This is a genomic window from Microbulbifer mixtoriginis (SeqCode), from assembly GCF_052467235.1.
In genome coordinates this window covers 3,291,706-3,311,650 of the sequence record NZ_CP174305.1, presented here as the reverse complement: position 1 = coordinate 3,311,650, position 19,945 = coordinate 3,291,706, and the positions used below count along the sequence as shown (strand labels likewise).

The window sequence follows — 19,945 nt, the reverse complement described above, 5'->3', positions numbered from 1 at the left end:
AGACGAAAATGGGGCACACCAAAGAGTAAGAGGTTATTCGATATGGCGGTTAAAGGGCGGCAGTGAATTGAGAATCGCCTGGCCGTAGCGACGGCTCACCACACGTCGATCCAGCAAGGTGACTGTTCCACTATCCCCTTCCGCACGCAACAAACGACCGCAGGCCTGTACCAGTTTCAGGGCTGCATCCGGCACGGTGATCTGCATAAATGGATTGCCACCCTTGGCCTCAATCCATTCTGCCAAGGCCGCCTCTATTGGGTCATCGGGCACCGCGAAAGGCAACTTGGCAATCACCACATGCCTGCAGTAATCCCCAGGCAAATCCAGGCCCTCGGCAAAACTGGCGAGACCAAACAACACACTGCTGCCACCACCATCGACGATTTCACGGTGTGAGTCGAGTAAATGCTGACGGGACTGCTGCCCCTGCATCAGGATGCGGTTGCGCCAGGTACCGGGCAGTGCCTCGTAGACCGTCTCCATCTGACGGCGAGAGGAGAAGAGTACCAGGGAACCACCAGAGTCCTTGAGCAACTCCGGCAGAGCATCAATCACCGCATCGGTGTGCTGGTCCGCGTTACCTGCATCCACGGCACAAGCGGGAACCTGCAGAGTGGCTCTGGAAAAATCAAAGGGACTGGGAACCACTTGGTAGCTGGCATTTTCCGGGGTACCGGCACGCATGCGCAGGCGGTCAAACTTGCCCAGTGCGGTGAGCGTCGCGGAGGTAAGCACCGCACCATAGCAGCGCCGCCAAAGGCTGTAATCCAAAGTCTTGCCGGCCAGGATGGGCGAGCTGCACACCTCGAAATCGGTCGAACCACCCCAATCCACCAGAGTAACCCAGCGCGCCTGAGGCAGGGCGCCATCGGCATCTGCGCGGGCATAGTTGGCCCAGAGCAACAAATTGGCCTCGGCACGCCCATACCAGCTGCCTAGCTGAGGGTACCAACGCTCCAGATCTACAATAGGCACCGGAGAGTGAGCGTCCTCGAGCATACGCTGGGCCGTTTGCAACATTTTGCCGAACAGCCCCTCCAGCTCGTCAAAATCCTCGCGCAACTTTTCCGCCAGCTGCATCATGGAATCCGGCACCACTCCACCCTCGAAGCGGTGTCGAGTGGTATTACCCCGCTCATCCTCAAATTCGCACAATTCTTCAATCAGCGGCCACATTTGCTCCAAGCCCTGTTTGGCAGAGGTGAGCACCGCCGGTAGCTGCTCACCACAGCGATCCAGTTCGGCACCATCGCCGATCTCTCCCAACATCTGGCCAAGGGCCTTGTTGGCTTGGTCGAGCCAACCGGTGGAGGCGCCGACACGGCTGTGATGTGAGAAATGATTGAGGGCCTTGTCCGGCAGGTGATGGGCCTCGTCGAGCACGTAAATCGTCTCTTCTGGGGGAGGCAATATGGCACCGCCGCCCAGGGCCAGGTCCGCCAGTAACAAATCGTGATTGGCAACAATCACTTGGGTCTTGCCCAAGCTCTCGCGCGCGCGAAAGAAACTGCAATTGGTGACATGGGGGCAGCGACGGCCGCTACACTGACGGTGATCTGTAGTGATCCGACCCCAGTCATCGGCCTCGATAGTTTCCGGCCAGTTGTCGCGGTCACCATCCCAACGGCCAGAGGTCAGGCTGTCAGTCATCTTCTGGTAGAGGGCAACACTGTCCTCTCCCACCTGGGGCAGCTCGTCTTCGTAGAGTCCCAGAGAGAGGCCGGTACCGCTGGCGGAAAAACTGGAGAGTAGTTGATCTAATTTTGACAGGCACAGGTAGCGACCGCGCCCCTTAGCCAGGGTAAACTCAAAGTTGAGGCCACTGTGACGCATCACTTCGGGCAGGTCCTTGTGGATAATCTGTTCCTGCAAAGCAACTGTGGCGGTGGAAATCACCAGGGTTTTGTCCTGGGCCTGGGCCAGGGGAATGGCGGCAAGTAAATAGGAGACCGTTTTACCGGTACCGGTACCGGCTTCCACCACACAGATATGCTCGCCGTCTGTCTTGCTGCTGTCGCGCTCGCCAGTGGCACTTTGCACAATCGAGCCCAGCGTGCGGGCAATAGCCGCCACCATCAGTTTTTGCCCATAACGGGCCTTGAGGCCACGGCTGGACAGGAATTGGCTGTAGGCAGCCTGGATGGCAGTTTTGTGTTTATCGTTGAGCACGGGGGAGAGTCTATTCGCTAGTGGGTGGCGCAGGGGGCGTTATTATCCACTAAGCGCCCCCTCCTCACCAGCACCGCAGAGGCTGAGTGCCCCTCTTACACTGATTCCAAAACAGTTATTCAAATGCGAGGCGTGAAACTACCGGGTTGGCATAGGCCTGGATCGCCTTTTCCCGCCAACGCTCATCGACCTTGGCCATGCGCGCTTCAAACTTCTCACGGGTCTCCAGGTGTTCACTGGCATCCCAGGGCTTGTGCGGGTAACCCACCGGCAATCCGGACACTTCGCCATAGATCATTTCGTAGGCGATCAGATTCGTGGGATGCAGGGTGTAATTGCCGACAATCTGGCGATCAATCTCTTCAGCGACGCTGTTAACGTCATTGAAATCCGCCTCGATCGGTGTACCAAACGCGGTGTGCACCCGCCCTTTGAAGCCGATCACACCCTTGCCGATGGAGGCCAGATCCTCGTTCTTGGCCTTCTTGTACTCGTCCTTGTGTTCGGTGATGTAGAGTTCCTTGGCTTTCTGGGCATCGCAGGGGTCCCACTCGTAGGAGATGGACAGGGGCACTATGTGCAACTTGCGCCAGAAATCCGCAAAGGGCATATCCCGATCTTTCGTCATGGCGAACATGGCCGCCAAGGCCGGATTAGTACGATCCATACCATCCTTCGCACGCCCGGAGCGCTGCGCGATCCACACATGCTCATTGTCATTCACGATGGAATGGTAGATGTAGTTAGACAGCATTGTCGCCGACTGCAGCTTTTCCCTGCGGGTGCCAGAACTGCGCTTAACGGTAAAGCACTTGTTGAGCTTCATAATATCGCCGGCAAACTGCTTGCCCAGCAGGTTATCGCCGATGGCGATTCGGGAGGTCTCATGCCCCTCCTTGTACATGGACACGATGGCAAAAGCCGGGTCCATGGCGATATCCCGGTGATTGCTTACAAAGAGACAGGCGCGGTCCCGCGGCAGGGTATCCAGCCCAGAAATTGTCAGCCCGGAGGTGGTGCGGCTCACCACCTTGTCGATGTATTTTTCTACAATCGCCTGTACACCACGTACATCGTGCACTTTGCGGAATTCAAAACGCAGGAACTGGCGTACCAGCCAGGCCAGGGGGCCTTCCAGGCGCGCCAGTTTGGGGATCAGGAAATGCGCTACAGCATGGGACATTTCCGGGTCGGCGATCAGCCTGTCCAGAACAGCACGCACCTCATCGTCGCGATAAGGGCGCATATCCTCAAATTGAGCGGGGTCTAACTCACTTGCTCTCATGACATCACTACCTGCCGGACCGACTATCTACCCGTGGCCCGGGCTCATTTTATTGTACGGCCACAGGGTAGCCGGGATAAGAAATCGGCGCAGAACATACCGGAAGCCTCGCCGAACTGCTAGCACCTCACCCGACCAGATCGATGACCAAGGCGATGAAAGAACCGTTAGACGGGTCAGTCAGTAAAAAGGTCCTCCTGTCCCAATTGCTATTCAAAGTAGACTTCACCGTCCCAAGCCGGGAGAATAGGAGGGACAACCGCCGCCGACGGCAAAAACAACGATAACGAATACGGCACAAGCCACGCAGTCAAGCAGGAGTCCACCTTGTCTCAAGCCACCCCCACTAATGAACCGCGCACGCCCAGCCTGCTGGATGCGTTGATCCCCCTGGGGATCCTGATCGCACTCTTGTCACTGTCAGTGTATTTTTATGGCGCCGATTCCTCTTACGGCCCCAACCAAATTGCACTGTTGTTGTGTGCCTGCGTGGTTGCGCTCATGGGCATGAAAAACGGCCACAGCTGGAGTGATATGGAAGGCGGCATGCTGCACGGCATAGGCCTGGTATTTGGCGCGATTCTGATACTACTGGCGGTGGGCGCTTTGATCGGCAGCTGGATATTAGCTGGCACTGTGCCATCGATGATTTATTACGGGGTACAGATTCTCTCGCCCCAATGGTTCTACGCCGCTAGCTGTATTATCTGTGCCGTAGTGGGTCTTAGCATCGGCTCCAGCTGGACCACCGCCGGCACACTGGGTGTGGCTCTTATGGGGATTGCCGGTGCTCTTGGCTTGTCCCCGGAAATCACTGCGGGTGCGGTAATTTCCGGCGCCTACTTTGGCGATAAGATGTCGCCGCTATCTGACACGACCAACGTGGCTGCGGCGGTAACATCGAACGATCTGTTCCAACACATCCGCCATATGATGTCGACCGCAATTCCAGCCTTCGTTATCGCCTTGGTGGTGTTCGCGTATCTCGGCCTCACTTCTGAGGCCAGCACTGCTTCCGCCTCGGATATCGAGTCTTTACTTACTGCCCTGAAGAGCGAATTCAAAATCTCCCTGATCAGCCTGCTGCCTCTGATCTTGCTACTCGCTATGGCCTGGCGCAAAGTCCCCGCCTTCCCCACGTTGATCGTCGGCTCCCTGGTGGGCTGTGCCATCGCATTGATTTTCGAACCGGAGACTGCCCGCCGTCTGGGGGGAGATGAAGGTGCCCTGGCCGCACTCAAAGGCGCCTGGTACAGCCTGTTCGATGGCTATAAATCCACCTCTACGAATGAGAATGTCGCCGCACTCCTCTCTAAAGGCGGTATGAGCAGCATGCTCAATACTGTGTGGCTGATCACCTCCGCCATGGCCTTCGGTGGCGCCATGGAGCGCGCCGGCTTCCTACAAGTGATTGTCAATTGGACTCTGTCGCGTATTAAAACCGTGGGCGGCTTGGTGACCTCCACCGTATTCACCTGTTTCGGCATGAACGCCGCCGCTGGTGACCAGTACATGGCAATTATTATTCCGGGCCGTATGTTCAGAGAAGCCTTTGAAGAGAAGGGCCTGCATGGGCTAAACCTGTCCCGTACACTGGAGGACTCCGGCACCATCACCTCCGTACTGATCCCCTGGAATACCTGCGGGGCCTATATGACGGCTACCCTTGGCATTTATACCTTCTCTTACCTACCCTATGCCCTGTTTAACATCATCTGCCCGTTGCTGGCGATCGCCTACGGCTGGTTGCACTTTAAGCAGATGCCGATCTCAGTTGCGGCCACAGCACCCTCCGATAAAAAAGAAGGAAATCTACAAAGCTGTCATGAGTGAAAGCGGTACCCTGAGCGCCCTGATAGAAGAGGCGGACTTTAAATTACGCTGGTTCGATCTGGGCCGGCGTCTTCAATCTGTACCAAAGTCTACAGCCGAGGCTTTCGAGGCGGGCCAAAAGGCCTGGCCTCACCCCTATTTGCGCCAGGCCTGGAGTGGTCTCTTGCTGCAACCCGTTGAGGGTGGTGAACCGGCGGTTTGGTTCCTGCGCTTTCCCCTCGATGAGCAGGGCAAGCTACAGCTACAGGCCCGCGATGGCTTGCTGCGCGCCCTGGCCCAAGAGCTGAAGCAGGCGCCCGCTTCCGAATCCGCAGCGCAGCTGGACCAATTACTGCAACAAAGCGGTCTACTTTATACCCCTTCCAACGAGCGCCAAGCTGCATTTCACGCGCACACCCAACGGCTTCTGAAGCGCACACCTAGCGCGCACTATGCAGCAATACTCGACTATTTCCACAACCCCCAGAAGTCCCGCTGGGATAACCTGGCCCTACAGGGAATTGCCGATCTATCAGCCCGCTGGGACTCCCAGAAAGAGCTTCTGTTAAATCAGTTGTCCCATATTGCTGCGCCAGTTTTTGTCAATCTGTGCCACTGTCTGGAAAATGAAGTGGTCGATCACCAGCTGGTAGAAGCCATCGCCACTCGGGCACATGACTCTTTACACAATGACACTCCGGATTTCACCCTGATTGCCGCTGCAGTGCGTGGTATCTCTCATTCGCCGGCGCAGGGGTTACGCGGCACTTTACTGCAAGAAGTTTTAAAGCATCTGACACAAAAATCATCGAGTGGCACTCAGAGCATCAAGGCTAAGTCTATAGAGCTTCTTGCTGCCATCGGCAGCCGCTGCCCCCAAGACCTAGAAAATCCACAATTAGCCAAACTTTGGCTCAATGCACTGGCAGATAGTAATAACCAGGATACCTTTAACTTATTGCTCTCTGACTTGATGTTTCTGCCCAAGGTGCGCACCTCTCTACTAAGTACATTACGCGACCCAGAACGGGAAGAAACCCTGGCTCAGGCCTTCGGTCATTTCCTTCATGGACCCAAATCCATTCACTAGGGTCTTCAATCTGGCAATGATGTAGCAAAATTTTGGCCTACCTCATTGCCATATTTACGCCTTATCTTTACACATTCCACCTGTAAATGATTTTCGTCATCTTCATAAGAAGAGTACTCATCTGCGCAACGAATAAAAGACTGCCATTTTTACATTCGCTAACTTCTATTCCAGCAATAGTTCACCTAAAATCCCGCAAAAGAAAACTGCAACAAAAAACATTAAAAAATAAATTTCAACTCACTCCACCGCCACAAAAAACAACACACTTAGCAGCACCTCAGAAAGAAAACGCTATTTTTACAGCCTAAAACCCTACAAACTGGCGCAAGCTTCTCCCTGACTTTGCACCTGACAGCTTTTTTTTTCCTGCGCCTATTACACTCAATTAGGCGGCTTCTTTGTAAAACACATTTTACAAAGCTGACCAACAGGTGACGTTTTATTGGCTATGCTAATGGCTAACATCAACGGAAAGGAGTTAGGGGATGAATTTCACTCCAGCCAAGTACTTAATCGGTATTATCAGTGCACTGGTTCTAGCAGGTTGCTGTAGCCCTCCGGCACCGCCAGCTTACTGCCCACCAGGTGCTGAACAAATTCCAGTTTCCATGGCCTGCCCTGCAGATGCTGACTGCTGGATGGCTTCTGACAGAGTACGCTGCATGAAAGTGGTGAAGTAAAATCGTTTCAAGCAGAACAGCGTGGTGATTCATACTAAATGAGGTTTTGACTAAATTTACACTGACAGACACACAAGTAACAAAGCATTATTTAGTATGGATCACCACCAAATGCCGCTTTAACGAGCGGCATTTGTTTTTTCTCTCCCCCATTCTTAGCGAAGACTCTTTTCTTGTAATAGACTGTACCGTCTCAGATACTGGCCCCGCGAAAGTAATAAGTTAGGATTGCCAACCCTTTGACACCAAGCACCGTTCAGCTTGGAAAGACCGAAAAAAATTACTCAAAAGAGAGTTAATTAACGATCAACATGACAAGTGAAGCTCTGGCCCTGAGCCGTACCTCTGCAATTGGACAACTCCAATTTCATTTCAAACAACAAAAGTGGTCTTTACGCGAACTTTTCGCCACCGATCCCCAGCGCACAACCAGTTTTAGCTGCGAAGCCTCTGGTATCTATCTGGACTTCAGTAAAAATCACCTGCGGCAGGACACTCTGCAACTGTTACTCGACTATGCCGAAGATCAGGATTTGAGCAGCCAGATTGCTGCCCTGCTTGACGGTGCCAATGTCAATAATACCGAACATCGACCAGCCCTACACACCGCCCTTCGCTTTCAGGGAGTGGCAAAAACTGAACACGAACGCGCCGTGGCTGACTGCCGCGTTCAGATGCAGCGGTTTGCCGATAGCATCCATCAGCAAAAGTGGCTCGGATTCAGCGGCAAAGCTATTCGCCATATCGTCAATATCGGCATCGGTGGCTCCGACCTCGGTCCGCGTATGGTGGTTGAGGCTCTCGGCTCATGGCACAAGGAAAGTATTCGAGTACATTTCGTAGCAAATATTGATGGTGCCGACCTCAGTGATACCCTCAAAGGTCTCAACCCGGAAGAGACTCTCTTTATCATTGCCTCTAAATCTTTTTCCACTCTGGAAACCCGAGAGAATGCTCTGAGTGCACGTCAATGGGTACTAGCGGCGGGTGCCACTGAAAAACACTTATCCCAACACTTTGTTGCCGTAAGCAGCAATATTGTGGCCGCACAAGACTTTGGTATTGCCCCAGAAAATATTTTCCCTATGTGGGACTGGGTAGGTGGCCGCTACTCACTGTGGTCGGCCATTGGTCTGCCGATCATCCTGGCCTACGGCTACAACGTTTATGAGCAACTATTGGCCGGTGCCCATAGCATGGACACCCATTTTGCCAGTGCCCCTCTGAAGGAAAACCTGCCGGTATTGCTGGCTCTTATTCAGTTCTGGTATCGCCAGTGCTGGGGTGCCAGCAGCCAAGTGATTCTGCCCTATGCTCAGCGTCTATCCAAATTTCCCGCCTGGATGCAGCAATTGGATATGGAGAGCCTGGGTAAAAGCGTGGATAAAGAGGGCAAGCCTCTGGAGTATCCCAGCGGCAGTGTGATCTGGGGCTCCGAGGGGACCAATGGACAGCACTCCTTCCATCAACTATTGCACCAGGGCACTGACCTGATTCCAGCGGATTTTATCGCCATCAAGCAACCGACCTCTGAGCTAAGCGAGCAACACCGCTGGTTACTGGCTTGCTGTATCAGCCAGAGCCAGGCTCTACTACGGGGCAAATCCCTGCACGAAGCCCGCCAGGAACTGGAGGATGCCGGCTATACCCACCGCGAAGCCCATGCGCTGGCACCACATAAAGCCATTCCCGGTAATCGCCCAAGTAATACTTTGATACTGGAAAAGTTAGACCCGCATCACTTGGGAGCTCTGTTAGCGCTTTACGAGCACAAGGTATTCACCAGCGGTTGCCTTATGGGAATTAACCCATTTGACCAATGGGGGGTAGAGCTAGGCAAACAGTTAAGTGCGCAGATTTATAATGCCGCAGATGGAAATGTTCCCGAGGATTGGGATAGTTCAACTCGCTCTCTGATGGAAAAGCTCTTGTAAGACCATTTACAGAGAGCTCCACTAAAAAGGCCACATCAAAATGTGGCCTTTTTAGTTATGTTTCACAGAGAAAGAGAATTCTTTATTTCTGCGCCTCAGCACCACGCTTCAATAGAGGCTCAATCAAATCCAGTGGAAGTGGAAACACAATGGTTGAGCTATTATTTGCTCCGGCAATATCAATCATGGTCTGCATGTAGCGCAAAGTAATGGCGTTAGCATTTTGAGATAGCTGATTGGCAGCTTCTGTTAATTTTAAGGCTGCCTGGGCTTCGCCTTCTGCATGAATTACCTTGGCTCGTCGTGCCCGCTCTGCTTCAGCCTGCTGGGCAATAGCACGCACCATGCTCTCATCCAGGTCGATATGTTTAATTTCGACATTAGTGACTTTAACACCCCAGGCATCAGTTTGCTCATCAAGGATTTTTTGAATATCCACATTGAGTTTGTCCCGCTCGGAAAGCATCTCATCTAACTCATGCTTACCCAGTACAGATCGAAGCGTCGTCTGGGCCAGTTGGCTGACAGCTTCGTGATAAAATTCAACATTGATAATCGCTGACTGTGAATTAACAACCCGGTAATAAACGACCGCATTCACTTTTACTGAAACATTATCGCGACTGATCACATCCTGTGTAGGGACATCCATCACTACGGTGCGCAAGTCCACGCGCTCCATGGTCTGGATAATTGGGATGATGATAATCAGGCCAGGTCCTTTCACCGTCTGAAAGCGCCCCAGAAAAAAGACCACCGCACGCTCATATTCCCGCAAGATTCGGATGGCATACATCAATAGCAGTAATACCGCGAGCACCAACAGCCCAACAAAATAACTGACCATGCTTATCTCTCCCTATAACTGCTTGTAAATTTTGCTGGGGTAAATTCGCACCAGCAAAAGCCAATTTAAATGCCAACCGCAATGACTAGCCCGGCTCAACATAGAGCAGCAAACCACGCTGGGCGATAACACGCACTCGCTGCCCAGGCTCCAGTGGCGTCTCACAGTGCGCCCGCCATATTTCACCACCGAGGTGCACCAGCACCTCTTCTTCGCTCACATTGCTCACCACCGCCACACGTCCCACCAGGGCCTGATCGGAAGCAAGTCGCGGTTTGCGCAAACTCCTGCCCACCGCCATTAAAAGACCCAAAAGAAAAACACCACTCACTCCAGCAATTGCCGCGATGAGTTTTCGCGACACCTGCATGCCCGGCACATCGGTATCGATCAGCATTACTGAACCAATCACCAAGGCAATAATCCCACCAATTCCCAAGGCGCCAAAACTGGGCATAAAGACTTCCGCCACAATCAAAAGCGCCCCAACAATAATCAACGCCAATCCGGCATAATTAATCGGCAAAACCTGCAAAGCATAAAATGCCAAAAGCAGGCAGATAATCCCCACAATGCCGGGCACAAAAGCGCCGGGGCTATACCCCTCGAAAATCAGCCCATAAATACCGATCAATAAAAGAATATAAGCCACCTGGGGATTGGTAATCAGAGCCAGTAACTCATTACGCCAATCTGGCTCGTAATTTTCTATGGGGAGTTGGGCAATCTCTGCCGAAATGGTAATTTCACCGGAATCAAGAGATACTTTACGTCCGGCCACTTGCTTCAGTAAATCCTCGTCATTCTTGGCAACAATATCGACAACATTCATCTCTAGCGCTTCCGAAGCTGTCAGAGTTGCCGCTTCACGAACGGCCTTCTCCGCCCACTCGGCATTGCGTCCATTGCGTTGTGCCAAGCCTCGAATAAAAGCAACGGAGTCATTAACCATCTTGCGCTCCATGGCGGTGCCGGATAATGGCTTTTCCTTTTTGTCCTCGTCTTTACCTTCTTCGTCGTCTTCATTCGCTTTTTCTTTTTCCTCTTTTTGGTCGCTCTCTTTCGGGTTGCCACCTGGAGATGGCGTTCCCGGTGGTCCGCCTATTTGTACCGGCGTGGCGGCCCCCAGAGTTGTAGCCGGGGCCATGGCTGCTATCTGGCTGGCATAGAGGATATAGGTGCCGGCACTGGCTGCACGGGCGCCCGAGGGGTACACATACATGGCAATAGGGATAGGAGAGGAAAGGATATGCTGAATAATATCTCGGGAAGCCGCATCCAGACCGCCTGGAGTATCGATATGTACAATGATTAACTCAGCGCCGCGCTCACCAGCACTCTCAGTGGCACGCTTAAAGTAATCCGTCGTAGAGGGGCCTATGGCGCCATCAATAGTCAACAGCGCCACATGGGGGGAAGTACTTTCCTGTGCGGCACTTTTTGAAATCAAAACGACGAGGAGCAGCGTCAGGATGAGCGCGCCGCGCAAGAATACCGCTGACGATATCTGATTCGACATGCATCTTTCCCTGATGCGATTGCGGAGAAACCCGGGCCAGCCATCGTATTTCTGGCCGGGGTAACTCAATCAGATTAACAGAAAAAAACGGCGTTATCCGAAAACAAGGAAAGTGACGTTAAACCGGGTTGCGACGGCTATGCCAGTTTACTTCGCGGGCGTATTTATCCACTTGACGTTCCACCCCTAATAGCAGGGCGAACAGAGCCATACGCACCAGCAGGCCGTTATCGGTCTGGCGGAAAATCGCCAGGCTAGGATGTTCGTTCAGGTCGGTATCCAGTTCATTGGCCTCTGCGCGTGAATCCCTCGGCAGGGGGTGCATAATCACCGTATTGGGCTCTGCATAGCGAGTAAAAATCGCCCGGTTAAGGCGGAAACGCCCGCGATAGCGGTTGGCCTCATCCTGAGAGGCAAAGCGCTCTTCCTGGATACGGGTGGAATAGACGATATCCACATGGGCGATCGAGGATTCCAGCTGGTCGGTCACCGTTACCTCGTGCCCCACCTCACGCAGCTTCTCCACAATCGCATCGGGCATTGCCAGCTCCGGTGGGGAAACCAGAGTGATATGCACACTGCCAAATAAGCACAGCAGCTTGCACAGGGAGTGCACGGTACGGCCGTGTTTGAGATCGCCAATCATGGCAATGCGGAAATCATCCAGGGTGCGGCCATGGGCGGCCAGCTCTTTGCGAATAGTGTAGAGATCCAACAGCGCCTGGGTGGGATGCTCATTAGCGCCATCACCGCCGTTGACCACCGGCACGCGACTCGCTGCGGCAAATTCTGCCACAGAGCCCTCCTGCGGGTGACGCATACAAATCACATCGCTGTAGCCCGACAGTACCCGTGCCGTATCGTAGAGGGATTCTCCCTTAGCCATAGCACTGGCAGTAATCCCCACAGTTTCCCGAACCGTGCCACCCAATAAGTTAAAAGCAGCCCCAAAACTCAGGCGGGTACGGGTGCTCGGCTCCATAAACATATTGCCGAGAATCGCCCCCTCCAATACGCGCGTTACTTTTTCGCGCTTTGCATAAGGGGTCATGGCGTCAGCCACATCGAATACGCGCTCTATATCGGCACGTTCGAACTGGCTGACGGACAGAATATTGGCTCCGATAAAGTCCATGGTTACTCCAGTGATTGCGCCTTGTGGGCGCGGGTGTTCGCGAGCGGCATTCTACTCGGGCACCGCAATAGAGCCCAGTGAAAGAATGGCCGCTGGCACGATTCAACACATTAGGCGAGTAGGCTATCGCCCCAGTTTTCCAGCTCGGTAATCAGCGATATCCGCTCTGGATGCTGTACTCGCAGTTCGGACAGCTGGCGGAAGTAATCTTCGAGGGTGATAGAGGCCCCTGCGGTGGGATCGGTTAACCGCTGGAAACACCAGATCTGCCAGCGCTGATGTTCCTCGTCCGATAGAGTCTCTGGGAAGTTGCGCGCACGCATGCGGAACAATAACTCGGGTAGGCGCTTGTCACTGAATGGCACTTCGCCAGCCAGGGCTTCGGGCCCGCGTGCTGCCAAGCCGCGGTGCAGCTCACGGCAGATATCGCGGTCGGCATCGCTGAGGAAACCGCCGTAGAGATCCGCCTCTACATCTTTCTGGGGAAACTCCCGATCCAGAAATACGTTGTGCAGTTTCTCGGTCAGATCAACGCTTTTCAACTTCTGCCAGTTGGCCTCGCAAACCGCCCTATCGATGCCCAGCTCATTAGCACGTTTATCGTCAAGCATATTGGCCGGGGCCAATATCGGGCACTTGTTCAAGTGCACCAGTTTCAACCCAACGGGCAGTTCGCTTTCACCCAGTTGATCGCGAGCGGTATAGAGGCGCTCACGCAGCGTATCCGCATCCAGGTTGAGTAAAGGCTCGGGGTCCATCGCCAAATTGGCAACAATTACGGCGTTGCGATTCACCGGATGGCTGGCCAACGGCATAACGTAGGTCAAATGCCCATGATTGGCAGAAATCTTGCCGGAGATATGCAACAGCGGGCGGCGCTCACGCATATCAATCATCTTGGCGGCTTCCTGCTTGCGGCGCAGGCGGAAAACATAATCGTAAAGCTTCGGTTGTTGCTTGCGGATCAGCCGCGCCATATCTATCGTAGCGTGGACATCAGAGAGTGCATCGTGAGCGCCCTCGTGGGAAATTCCATTGGCTGCAGTCAGTTCTTCCAGGCGGAAAGACGGCGCACCGTCTTCGCGTGTCGGCCACTGGATACCCTCCGGGCGCAGGGCGTAAGTGAGACGCACCATGTCGATAATGTCCCAGCGGCTATTGCCGGAGCGCCACTCTCGCCCATAGGGGTCGAGCAGGTTGCGGTACAGGGTGTAGCGGGTTACTTCGTCATCAAAGCGCAAACTGTTGTAGCCCACTCCGCAGGTACCCGGCGCACCCAGTTCAGCGAGGATACGCTGGATAAATTCAATTTCCGGCACGCCGTTAGCCAGGGCCTTTTGCGGGCTGATGCCCGTCACCAGACTCGCCATAGGCTGCGGCAGGCAGTCCGCCGAGGGGCGGCAGTAAATCATCAATGGCTCGCCGACGATATTCAGCGCTTCGTCGGTCCTGATACCGGCAAACTGCGCCGGTTTGTCGGCACCCGGGTCTGTGCCCCAGGTTTCATAATCGTGCCAATAAAGTGTGGTAGAACTCACGGTACCTCCATAATTTGGCGGCATCATACCACTGAGCACCTCACCATCTGGACACCTGTACCCAGATTTGAGTCGCTCTCCAGCCCTCGCTGGTTGCAAAGCCGCCACCGCCCATTAAAATTCGGCGTTTCCACGAATTTAAGACAGCTATAACCCTCTATGAATATTCGCCAACTCCTCTCCGACAAATTCCAGGCCGCCATGCTTGCCGCCGGTATCCCCGAAGAATGCGGCCCGATTGTGGCACCTGCGAAGAAAGCCGGATTTGGCGACTACCAGGCCAATGGCGCTATGGGCGCCGCCAAGCGACTGGGCACCAACCCGCGTGAGCTGGCCAGCAAGATCCTTGAGCAGCTGGACAAGGGCGATATGATCGAAAAGGTCGAGATCGCGGGTCCTGGCTTCTTAAACATCCACCTGAGTAAGCAATGGCTGAGCCAACAACTGTTAGCAGCCAAGGCTGATACACGTCTGAATATCTCCCCTGTTGAAGAGCCGAAGAACGTAGTCATCGACTACTCTTCCCCCAACTTGGCCAAGGAAATGCACGTGGGCCATCTGCGCACCACCATTATCGGTGATGCATTGGCGCGCTTATTGGAATTCCAGGGTCACAAGGTGGTTCGCCAAAACCATATGGGCGACTGGGGCACCCAATTCGGTATGTTACTGGCGCACCTCTCCGACAAGCTGGCAGACAATGATGCCGAAGTGGCGTTGGCCGACCTGGAAGTTTTCTATCGCGAAGCCAAGGTACGCTTCGACGAGGAAGAGGGTTTTGCCGATCGCGCCCGTGAATACGTTGTAAAACTACAGGGTGGCGATGAGCAGTGCCTGAAACTGTGGAAACAGTTTATCGATATCTCCATCAGCCACTGTGAAGAGATCTACTCCAAGCTCAATGTCACTCTTCAGCCTGGAGATATTTATGCCGAAAGCCGCTACAACAACGATCTGCCGGTGCTGGTTAAAGAGCTGCTAGACCGCGGCATCGCCGTCGAAGATCAGGGTGCTATCGTGGTGTTCCTGGAAGAGATGGCCGATAAAGAGGGCAATCCAAGCCCGATGATTATTCAGAAAAAAGACGGCGGTTATTTGTACGCCACCACCGACCTGGCCGCCATCCGCTACCGTGCCAGCCAGCTCAAAGCTGACCGTATCCTCTACGTAGTGGACGCCCGTCAATCCCTGCACCTGCAGCAGGCCTTTGTCGCCTCACGCAAAGCCGGTTTTGTGGAGGATTCTGTGGGCCTGGAACACTGCACCTTCGGTACCATGATGGGCGACGACGGCAAACCATTTAAAACCCGCAGCGGCGGTACGGTAAAACTGGCCGCCCTGCTGGATGAAGCGGTGGAGCGCGCAGAGAAACTGGTAGCCGAGAAAAACCCTGAACTGGATGCACAAACCTGTGCGGAAATCGCGCGCAAGGTGGGCATCGGCGCGGTGAAATATGCGGACCTGAGCAAGACCCGCACTAACGATTACATCTTCAGCTGGGAATCCATGCTCAGCTTTGAAGGCAATACTGCGCCTTACCTACAGTATGCCTATACCCGCGTACGCAGTATTTTCCGCAAGGCCGGTATTGAGGCGAGTGAACTCAAGGGCGATATTAATCTGGAAAGCCCCCAAGAGCGCGCACTGGCAGTAAAACTGAACCAATTTGGTGAAGTACTGGATCAGGTAGCCAAAGACACCTTCCCACACGTGCTCTGTACTTATTTGTACGAGCTGGCCAGTGCCTATATGAGCTTCTACGAAGCCTGCCCGGTGTTGAAAGAAGGGGTAAGTGAAGAGCAGAAGCACAGCCGTCTGCAGCTGTGTAACCTGGTGGCCAGCACTATCGCGACTGGCCTCGGCTTGCTCGGTATTGAAGTTATGGAGCAGATGTAAATTGTTCCTGCCCGGCCATACCTCCAGCAAATATGCAGGCTGGCTGGCCGGGCGGCTCTCTGGCGGGCAGGCTTCCCTAGCCTCCAGCCAAACTATCCTGCACCATTCATTACCCCACATAGGCCACCGTTTCCCCACTGGTCTAATTAAAGGAAAGTAACCCGTGAAAATCCTGATTACCGGCGCCTCCGGCCTGCTGGGCCGTAGTGTATTTAAACAACTTTCCAACAAACCTACTTTTTCCGTAATCGGCACCGCTTTTTCTCGCGCAGGCGAAAACTTAATTCGCCTGGACTTATCGGATAGCAGCGCAGTGAAAGCTTCCCTGAACGATATCAGGCCGGAAGTGGTGATCCATTGTGCCGCTGAGCGCTGGCCAGACCGCTGTGCTGACAATCCAGATACCGCCTGGCAACTCAATGTCAGCAGCACAGAGTTGTTGTCAAAGCACTGTAGCGAAATCAATGCACAGTTGGTGTATATCAGCACAGACTATGTCTTTGATGGTACTGCCCCACCCTATGCCCCTGATGACACACCCAATCCCGTGAATTTCTACGGCCGCAGCAAGTTGGCGGGAGAGGAAGCAGTATTGAAAAACGGTAACCATTGGGTTTTAAGATTGCCCTGGCTGTTTGGACCCGTCTCCTACCTGGAGGAATCGGGTATTACCGCCCTATTAGAGACACTGCGAGAGCAAAAGCCGGTCACACTGGATCACTGGGCAATTCGTTTTCCCACCAGTGTGGAGGAAGTGGCAGAAGTATTGGAGCAATGCCTGTTGAAAACCCAGCGTGGCATCCAATTTGAAGGTATCTATCAGTGGAGCGGCGACACCGCCTGCACTCGCTTTGAACTTGCGCATATTATTGCCAAAGTATGCGAATTGAGTGCTGACCATATCAGCGCAGATAGCAAACCCGATTTTTCAGTACCGCGCCCCTACAATTGTCAGCTGGATAAATCGCGCTTAACAAACCTCGGCATCAAAGGGACCGAACCATTGCCTCAGCAACTGGCACGCAACCTGAAATCTTTTATCCAGAATTAAAAGCTAATGGAAAACGAATAAAAGAAATTAAATGGTATAGGGATATACCTGTGCCGGCCTATAAGCCGGCGTTAACTTTTGTAATTGGGCACTATTTATAGCTAACAAGCGTTAATGGTAGTTATTACAGGAGTGGCCATGTATCGACACAGGGAAGGGTCGTGAAATCGCCAATTAAAGACTCTCGAACCATAGGGAAATATAGATGAAATTAAAACGTTGGCTATCTGCCGGAGCCCTGATTCTTGGTAGCTTTGCAACCCTGGCCTCCTGCCATGCGGATAATGGTCGTCATGGAAAGCGCCTGCACCAAGCAACCAAAAATGAAGATGCCCAACCGATTATCTGGATCGGCGACTTCAATAACTTTGACGATGCCGTAGCATTGATGCTGATTGCCAAAGACCCACGCTACACCCTGGAGCTGGCAGTGGTTGAAGACTCCTTCAATACTGTAGCGCACGGAGCCAATACGGTTTACAACATCCTCGAGTGGTTGGGTAACAACGATACCAAAGTGATACGCGGTGCCTACTTTGCCACTGAGGAGGTCGCTTACGGGGCTAACGGTAAGGCTTCCAGCGCTCCTGTCAATGACGACAACGCTGTAACTGGCCGCGATGATTACCAGCTGCCCAACTCCTCCGATTTCAGCACCGGCACATGGAATCTGGAGCGCCGCAATGCCATGGGTATTAACCTTTATGGCCAGTATGTGCCCGGTCCCTGGCGTGACAACGGCTCCACCTTATACGGAACTGACCACCTAATCCCCCGCGCAAAACAGGAACACTACCGCTACCAAGGTAACAATGGTGTCTCCTTCAATTTTGAACTGGCCGAAGACATTATCCTGGAAACTCTGGATAAACTGGAGCAACGCCCAGTGGTTTTCAATACCGGCAAACTCACCACACTGGCCCGGGTACTCGGCAAGGCCAACGAAGAGCAGCTGGCAAAAATTGATCGTGTGATTATGATGGGTGGAGGCTTTGAGAATTATGAGCCGTTTACCGAGAATCACCAGGCAGCCTGCTTTGGCGATAAATCTAGAAATCTGGGCGGCAATATTTTCTCCCACCCGAGTTTTGGCTGTGACAGCGACTTCAGCACCCACCAGGAATTCAATATTCTACTCGACCCGCTGAGTGCGCAGTGGGCCTTTAACGCCCTGAGTGAAAATGATATTGAAACCTATTTGGTACCCACCAACTCTACCGACATGGCCAAGGTACAGGGCAGCACCATCAAAGCCCTGGCTAAACGTCGTGCAACCCCTGAGGCCTGCTATACCTCCAAACTCCTCAGCTCTATCCGTGAATTTGAAGGTGGGGATTTCCAGGGTAATGGTGACTTCGCTATGGATGCAGTAATTCGCCTGTGGGATATTATCGCCGCACTGGTACTGTTAGAGCCTGAAACTCTAGAAATGGATCTGGTGACCGGATTTATTGAAGTCGACCAGTTAAATACTGGTCTGGCTGACAGTATGACTCCTTACGACCCCATTTCCTTCGACCCCACCGTGGGTAAAACCACTTTTGCCGAAAACGGCGAGGGCCTAGAAGTGAATGTCGTAATGGGTATCAACCACGATGCCGCCCGCACTGCAATGATTGAGCGCCTGCGCGATCGTTTTAATTCTGCTCGTAAGGGATCTAGATGTAGACTGTAATTTACTAAATTGAAATTAGCCCCCCGTACTCCATTGACAGAGTGTTATGAGGGATATTGGGGGGCTTTCGAAGATCCTTAATAAGGTAATTTTAAGAAATTAGTCAACCCTAAAGTACTAGTAATAATATTCTAAACCTACCTCTAAATAATCATCTTTTTGGAAACTACTCAATGGATCCTCCTTACCATAACTATTAAAAATCCATCCATTCACCCTCCACAGCCAAGAATTTGTAATCCTACTCGATGCTTCAAGCTTTATAGCTCTGGAGTTAAAATAATCAAGATCCTGGGTTACCCCCAACAATATCTCAGTCCCTGCGATATCATTAACTGCAAGTCTAGTTCCTATAAAAATATCTTGCTGCCATGCTGTCGTAGCACTCTGTCCACGGGAATCATACAAAACTTCCGTTAGAATACCTAAATCCATATTTGTATCAGTGATCCCTACAAGGCTGTATTCAAAACCTGCGGTTATTGCAAAGTACTCTTTTTCACCAGTATCACGCCACAGAGCTTCGGAAACCCAAGAAAAATCTCCTTTTAGCCACTGGGCATCAATTCCAACTTGTCTAATCTGCCGGTAAAAAGGTAACAATTGCTGCTGGTTATAGATAAAATCAGGATCTCTACCAGTGCCCTGGAAATAGCTTACCCCCAGATCAACCGAATTCATACTAGTAGAGTATCTAGCTGCAAAATCCAAATGCCTATTCCCTTTCGAGGACTTATACTGAGCAGACGAATTTTCAACGCCTAAACTAAGTCTCCCATCCTCACCTGGAAATGTACGTTCTCGAAAATAAGGGAGTAGAAAACCCTCAACACTTCCCCATTCCTTAATCCATGATACATGAAGCATTGGCTGACCGAGTTTATCCTCATTATCTAATGATTCGATACTGTCAGTTTGATTAATTATATCCACTAGATGCTGAGACTCAGTTACACCCCAAAATACCTTACCTATTCCAAGATCAACCTCAAGATCTAGCTCTTTAAAGTGATATCGCACCATAAATTCACGGATATCCCAGTGAGACCGTTCATCATCTAAAGCATCTAACCGTAAAAAAGGTACTACAGTGATGCTAGCACTGTCTTTCAAAAAAGATTGATAGAGTTCTGGTTCAACAAAAACAGAAGGCTGAAAGGTCTTCTGACCAACCTCGCCTCTAGCAAGGAATTGGCGATACTCAACTGCAGCAATCCCTCGTAATTCGACACAACTAGCACTAGAGGCGGAAGCAAGTAGAAATATAAAAAAAAGACAATTAAAGATGTGTAGCTTCATTATAAAAAA

General features: G+C 52.5%; 14 protein-coding genes. 7 read left to right on the top strand and 7 right to left on the bottom strand.

From position 1 onward, the window contains the following. Positions 1-33 precede the first annotated feature (33 nt). Both dinG and ACJJIO_RS14405 read right to left on the bottom strand, forming a co-directional pair. Positions 34-2,172, bottom strand: a complete 2,139-nt coding sequence (gene dinG, locus ACJJIO_RS14410) for an ATP-dependent DNA helicase DinG (protein ID WP_444908872.1) — start codon at positions 2,170-2,172, stop codon at positions 34-36. 115 nt (positions 2,173-2,287) lie between these two features. After that, complete coding sequence (locus tag ACJJIO_RS14405; RefSeq protein ID WP_444888193.1) at positions 2,288-3,457, bottom strand: 1-acyl-sn-glycerol-3-phosphate acyltransferase; 1,170 nt, start codon at positions 3,455-3,457, stop codon at positions 2,288-2,290. 327 nt (positions 3,458-3,784) lie between these two features. On the opposite strand from ACJJIO_RS14405, the gene nhaC reads away from it, so the two are divergent. The 4 genes from nhaC (at position 3,785) to pgi (ending at position 8,976) form a co-directional block, all read left to right on the top strand. Then, entirely contained in the window at positions 3,785-5,290 is a 1,506-nt protein-coding gene (nhaC, locus tag ACJJIO_RS14400) for a Na+/H+ antiporter NhaC (RefSeq protein ID WP_444908871.1), read from the top strand. Then, positions 5,283-6,359, top strand: a complete 1,077-nt coding sequence (locus ACJJIO_RS14395; RefSeq protein ID WP_444908870.1) for a DUF3549 family protein — start codon at positions 5,283-5,285, stop codon at positions 6,357-6,359. The genes nhaC and ACJJIO_RS14395 overlap by 8 nt, the downstream gene beginning before the upstream one ends. Before the next feature lie 488 nt (positions 6,360-6,847). After that, positions 6,848-7,042, top strand: a complete 195-nt coding sequence (locus ACJJIO_RS14390) for a hypothetical protein (protein ID WP_252084792.1) — start codon at positions 6,848-6,850, stop codon at positions 7,040-7,042. Between the two features lie 311 nt (positions 7,043-7,353). Beyond that, complete coding sequence (gene pgi / locus ACJJIO_RS14385; RefSeq protein WP_444908869.1) at positions 7,354-8,976, top strand: glucose-6-phosphate isomerase; 1,623 nt, start codon at positions 7,354-7,356, stop codon at positions 8,974-8,976. An 82-nt stretch (positions 8,977-9,058) separates the two neighbouring features. Here pgi and ACJJIO_RS14380 read toward each other — a convergent pair whose 3' ends face one another. The 4 genes from ACJJIO_RS14380 to sbcB form a co-directional block, all read right to left on the bottom strand. After that, entirely contained in the window at positions 9,059-9,823 is a 765-nt protein-coding gene (locus ACJJIO_RS14380; protein ID WP_252084790.1) for a slipin family protein, read from the bottom strand. Between the two features lie 85 nt (positions 9,824-9,908). Beyond that, complete coding sequence (locus tag ACJJIO_RS14375) at positions 9,909-11,342, bottom strand: NfeD family protein (protein WP_444888189.1); 1,434 nt, start codon at positions 11,340-11,342, stop codon at positions 9,909-9,911. A 118-nt stretch (positions 11,343-11,460) separates the two neighbouring features. Further along, the gene (locus ACJJIO_RS14370; RefSeq protein ID WP_252084788.1) at positions 11,461-12,477 is read right to left on the bottom strand and encodes an aspartate carbamoyltransferase; all 1,017 of its coding nucleotides are present in this window, start codon (positions 12,475-12,477) and stop codon (positions 11,461-11,463) included. 110 nt (positions 12,478-12,587) lie between these two features. Beyond that, positions 12,588-14,039, bottom strand: coding sequence for an exodeoxyribonuclease I (gene sbcB / locus ACJJIO_RS14365; protein ID WP_444910999.1), 1,452 nt, complete (start codon positions 14,037-14,039; stop codon positions 12,588-12,590). A gap of 135 nt (positions 14,040-14,174) precedes the next feature. Between sbcB and argS the strand changes: the two genes are divergently transcribed. From argS to ACJJIO_RS14350, 3 genes are all read left to right on the top strand, one after another. Then, entirely contained in the window at positions 14,175-15,911 is a 1,737-nt protein-coding gene (argS, locus tag ACJJIO_RS14360; RefSeq protein WP_444908868.1) for an arginine--tRNA ligase, read from the top strand. Between the two features lie 163 nt (positions 15,912-16,074). Then, positions 16,075-16,962 (top strand): dTDP-4-dehydrorhamnose reductase family protein, encoded by an 888-nt coding sequence (locus ACJJIO_RS14355; RefSeq protein ID WP_444888187.1) that lies wholly within the window; start codon positions 16,075-16,077, stop codon positions 16,960-16,962. Positions 16,963-17,167: 205 nt separating this feature from the next. Further along, positions 17,168-18,637 (top strand): nucleoside hydrolase, encoded by a 1,470-nt coding sequence (locus ACJJIO_RS14350; protein ID WP_444908867.1) that lies wholly within the window; start codon positions 17,168-17,170, stop codon positions 18,635-18,637. Positions 18,638-18,754: 117 nt separating this feature from the next. On the opposite strand, the gene ACJJIO_RS14345 is transcribed toward ACJJIO_RS14350, so the two are convergent. Continuing rightward, entirely contained in the window at positions 18,755-19,936 is a 1,182-nt protein-coding gene (locus ACJJIO_RS14345; protein WP_444908866.1) for a hypothetical protein, read from the bottom strand. Between the last annotated feature and the right edge of the window lie 9 nt (positions 19,937-19,945).

What these genes read in the sequence shown, in the direction of transcription:
- ACJJIO_RS14395 (WP_444908870.1), top strand. Translation starts at nt 5,283, where the DNA reads ATGAGTGAAAGCGGTACCCTGAGCGCCCTGATAGAAGAGGCGGACTTT.
- ACJJIO_RS14375 (WP_444888189.1), bottom strand. Translation starts at nt 11,342, where the DNA reads ATGTCGAATCAGATATCGTCAGCGGTATTCTTGCGCGGCGCGCTCATC.
- ACJJIO_RS14390 (WP_252084792.1), top strand. Translation starts at nt 6,848, where the DNA reads ATGAATTTCACTCCAGCCAAGTACTTAATCGGTATTATCAGTGCACTG.
- argS (WP_444908868.1), top strand. Translation starts at nt 14,175, where the DNA reads ATGAATATTCGCCAACTCCTCTCCGACAAATTCCAGGCCGCCATGCTT.
- ACJJIO_RS14370 (WP_252084788.1), bottom strand. Translation starts at nt 12,477, where the DNA reads ATGGACTTTATCGGAGCCAATATTCTGTCCGTCAGCCAGTTCGAACGT.
- ACJJIO_RS14405 (WP_444888193.1), bottom strand. Translation starts at nt 3,457, where the DNA reads ATGAGAGCAAGTGAGTTAGACCCCGCTCAATTTGAGGATATGCGCCCT.
- ACJJIO_RS14345 (WP_444908866.1), bottom strand. Translation starts at nt 19,936, where the DNA reads ATGAAGCTACACATCTTTAATTGTCTTTTTTTTATATTTCTACTTGCT.
- pgi (WP_444908869.1), top strand. Translation starts at nt 7,354, where the DNA reads ATGACAAGTGAAGCTCTGGCCCTGAGCCGTACCTCTGCAATTGGACAA.
- ACJJIO_RS14350 (WP_444908867.1), top strand. Translation starts at nt 17,168, where the DNA reads ATGAAATTAAAACGTTGGCTATCTGCCGGAGCCCTGATTCTTGGTAGC.
- sbcB (WP_444910999.1), bottom strand. Translation starts at nt 14,039, where the DNA reads ATGCCGCCAAATTATGGAGGTACCGTGAGTTCTACCACACTTTATTGG.
- ACJJIO_RS14380 (WP_252084790.1), bottom strand. Translation starts at nt 9,823, where the DNA reads ATGGTCAGTTATTTTGTTGGGCTGTTGGTGCTCGCGGTATTACTGCTA.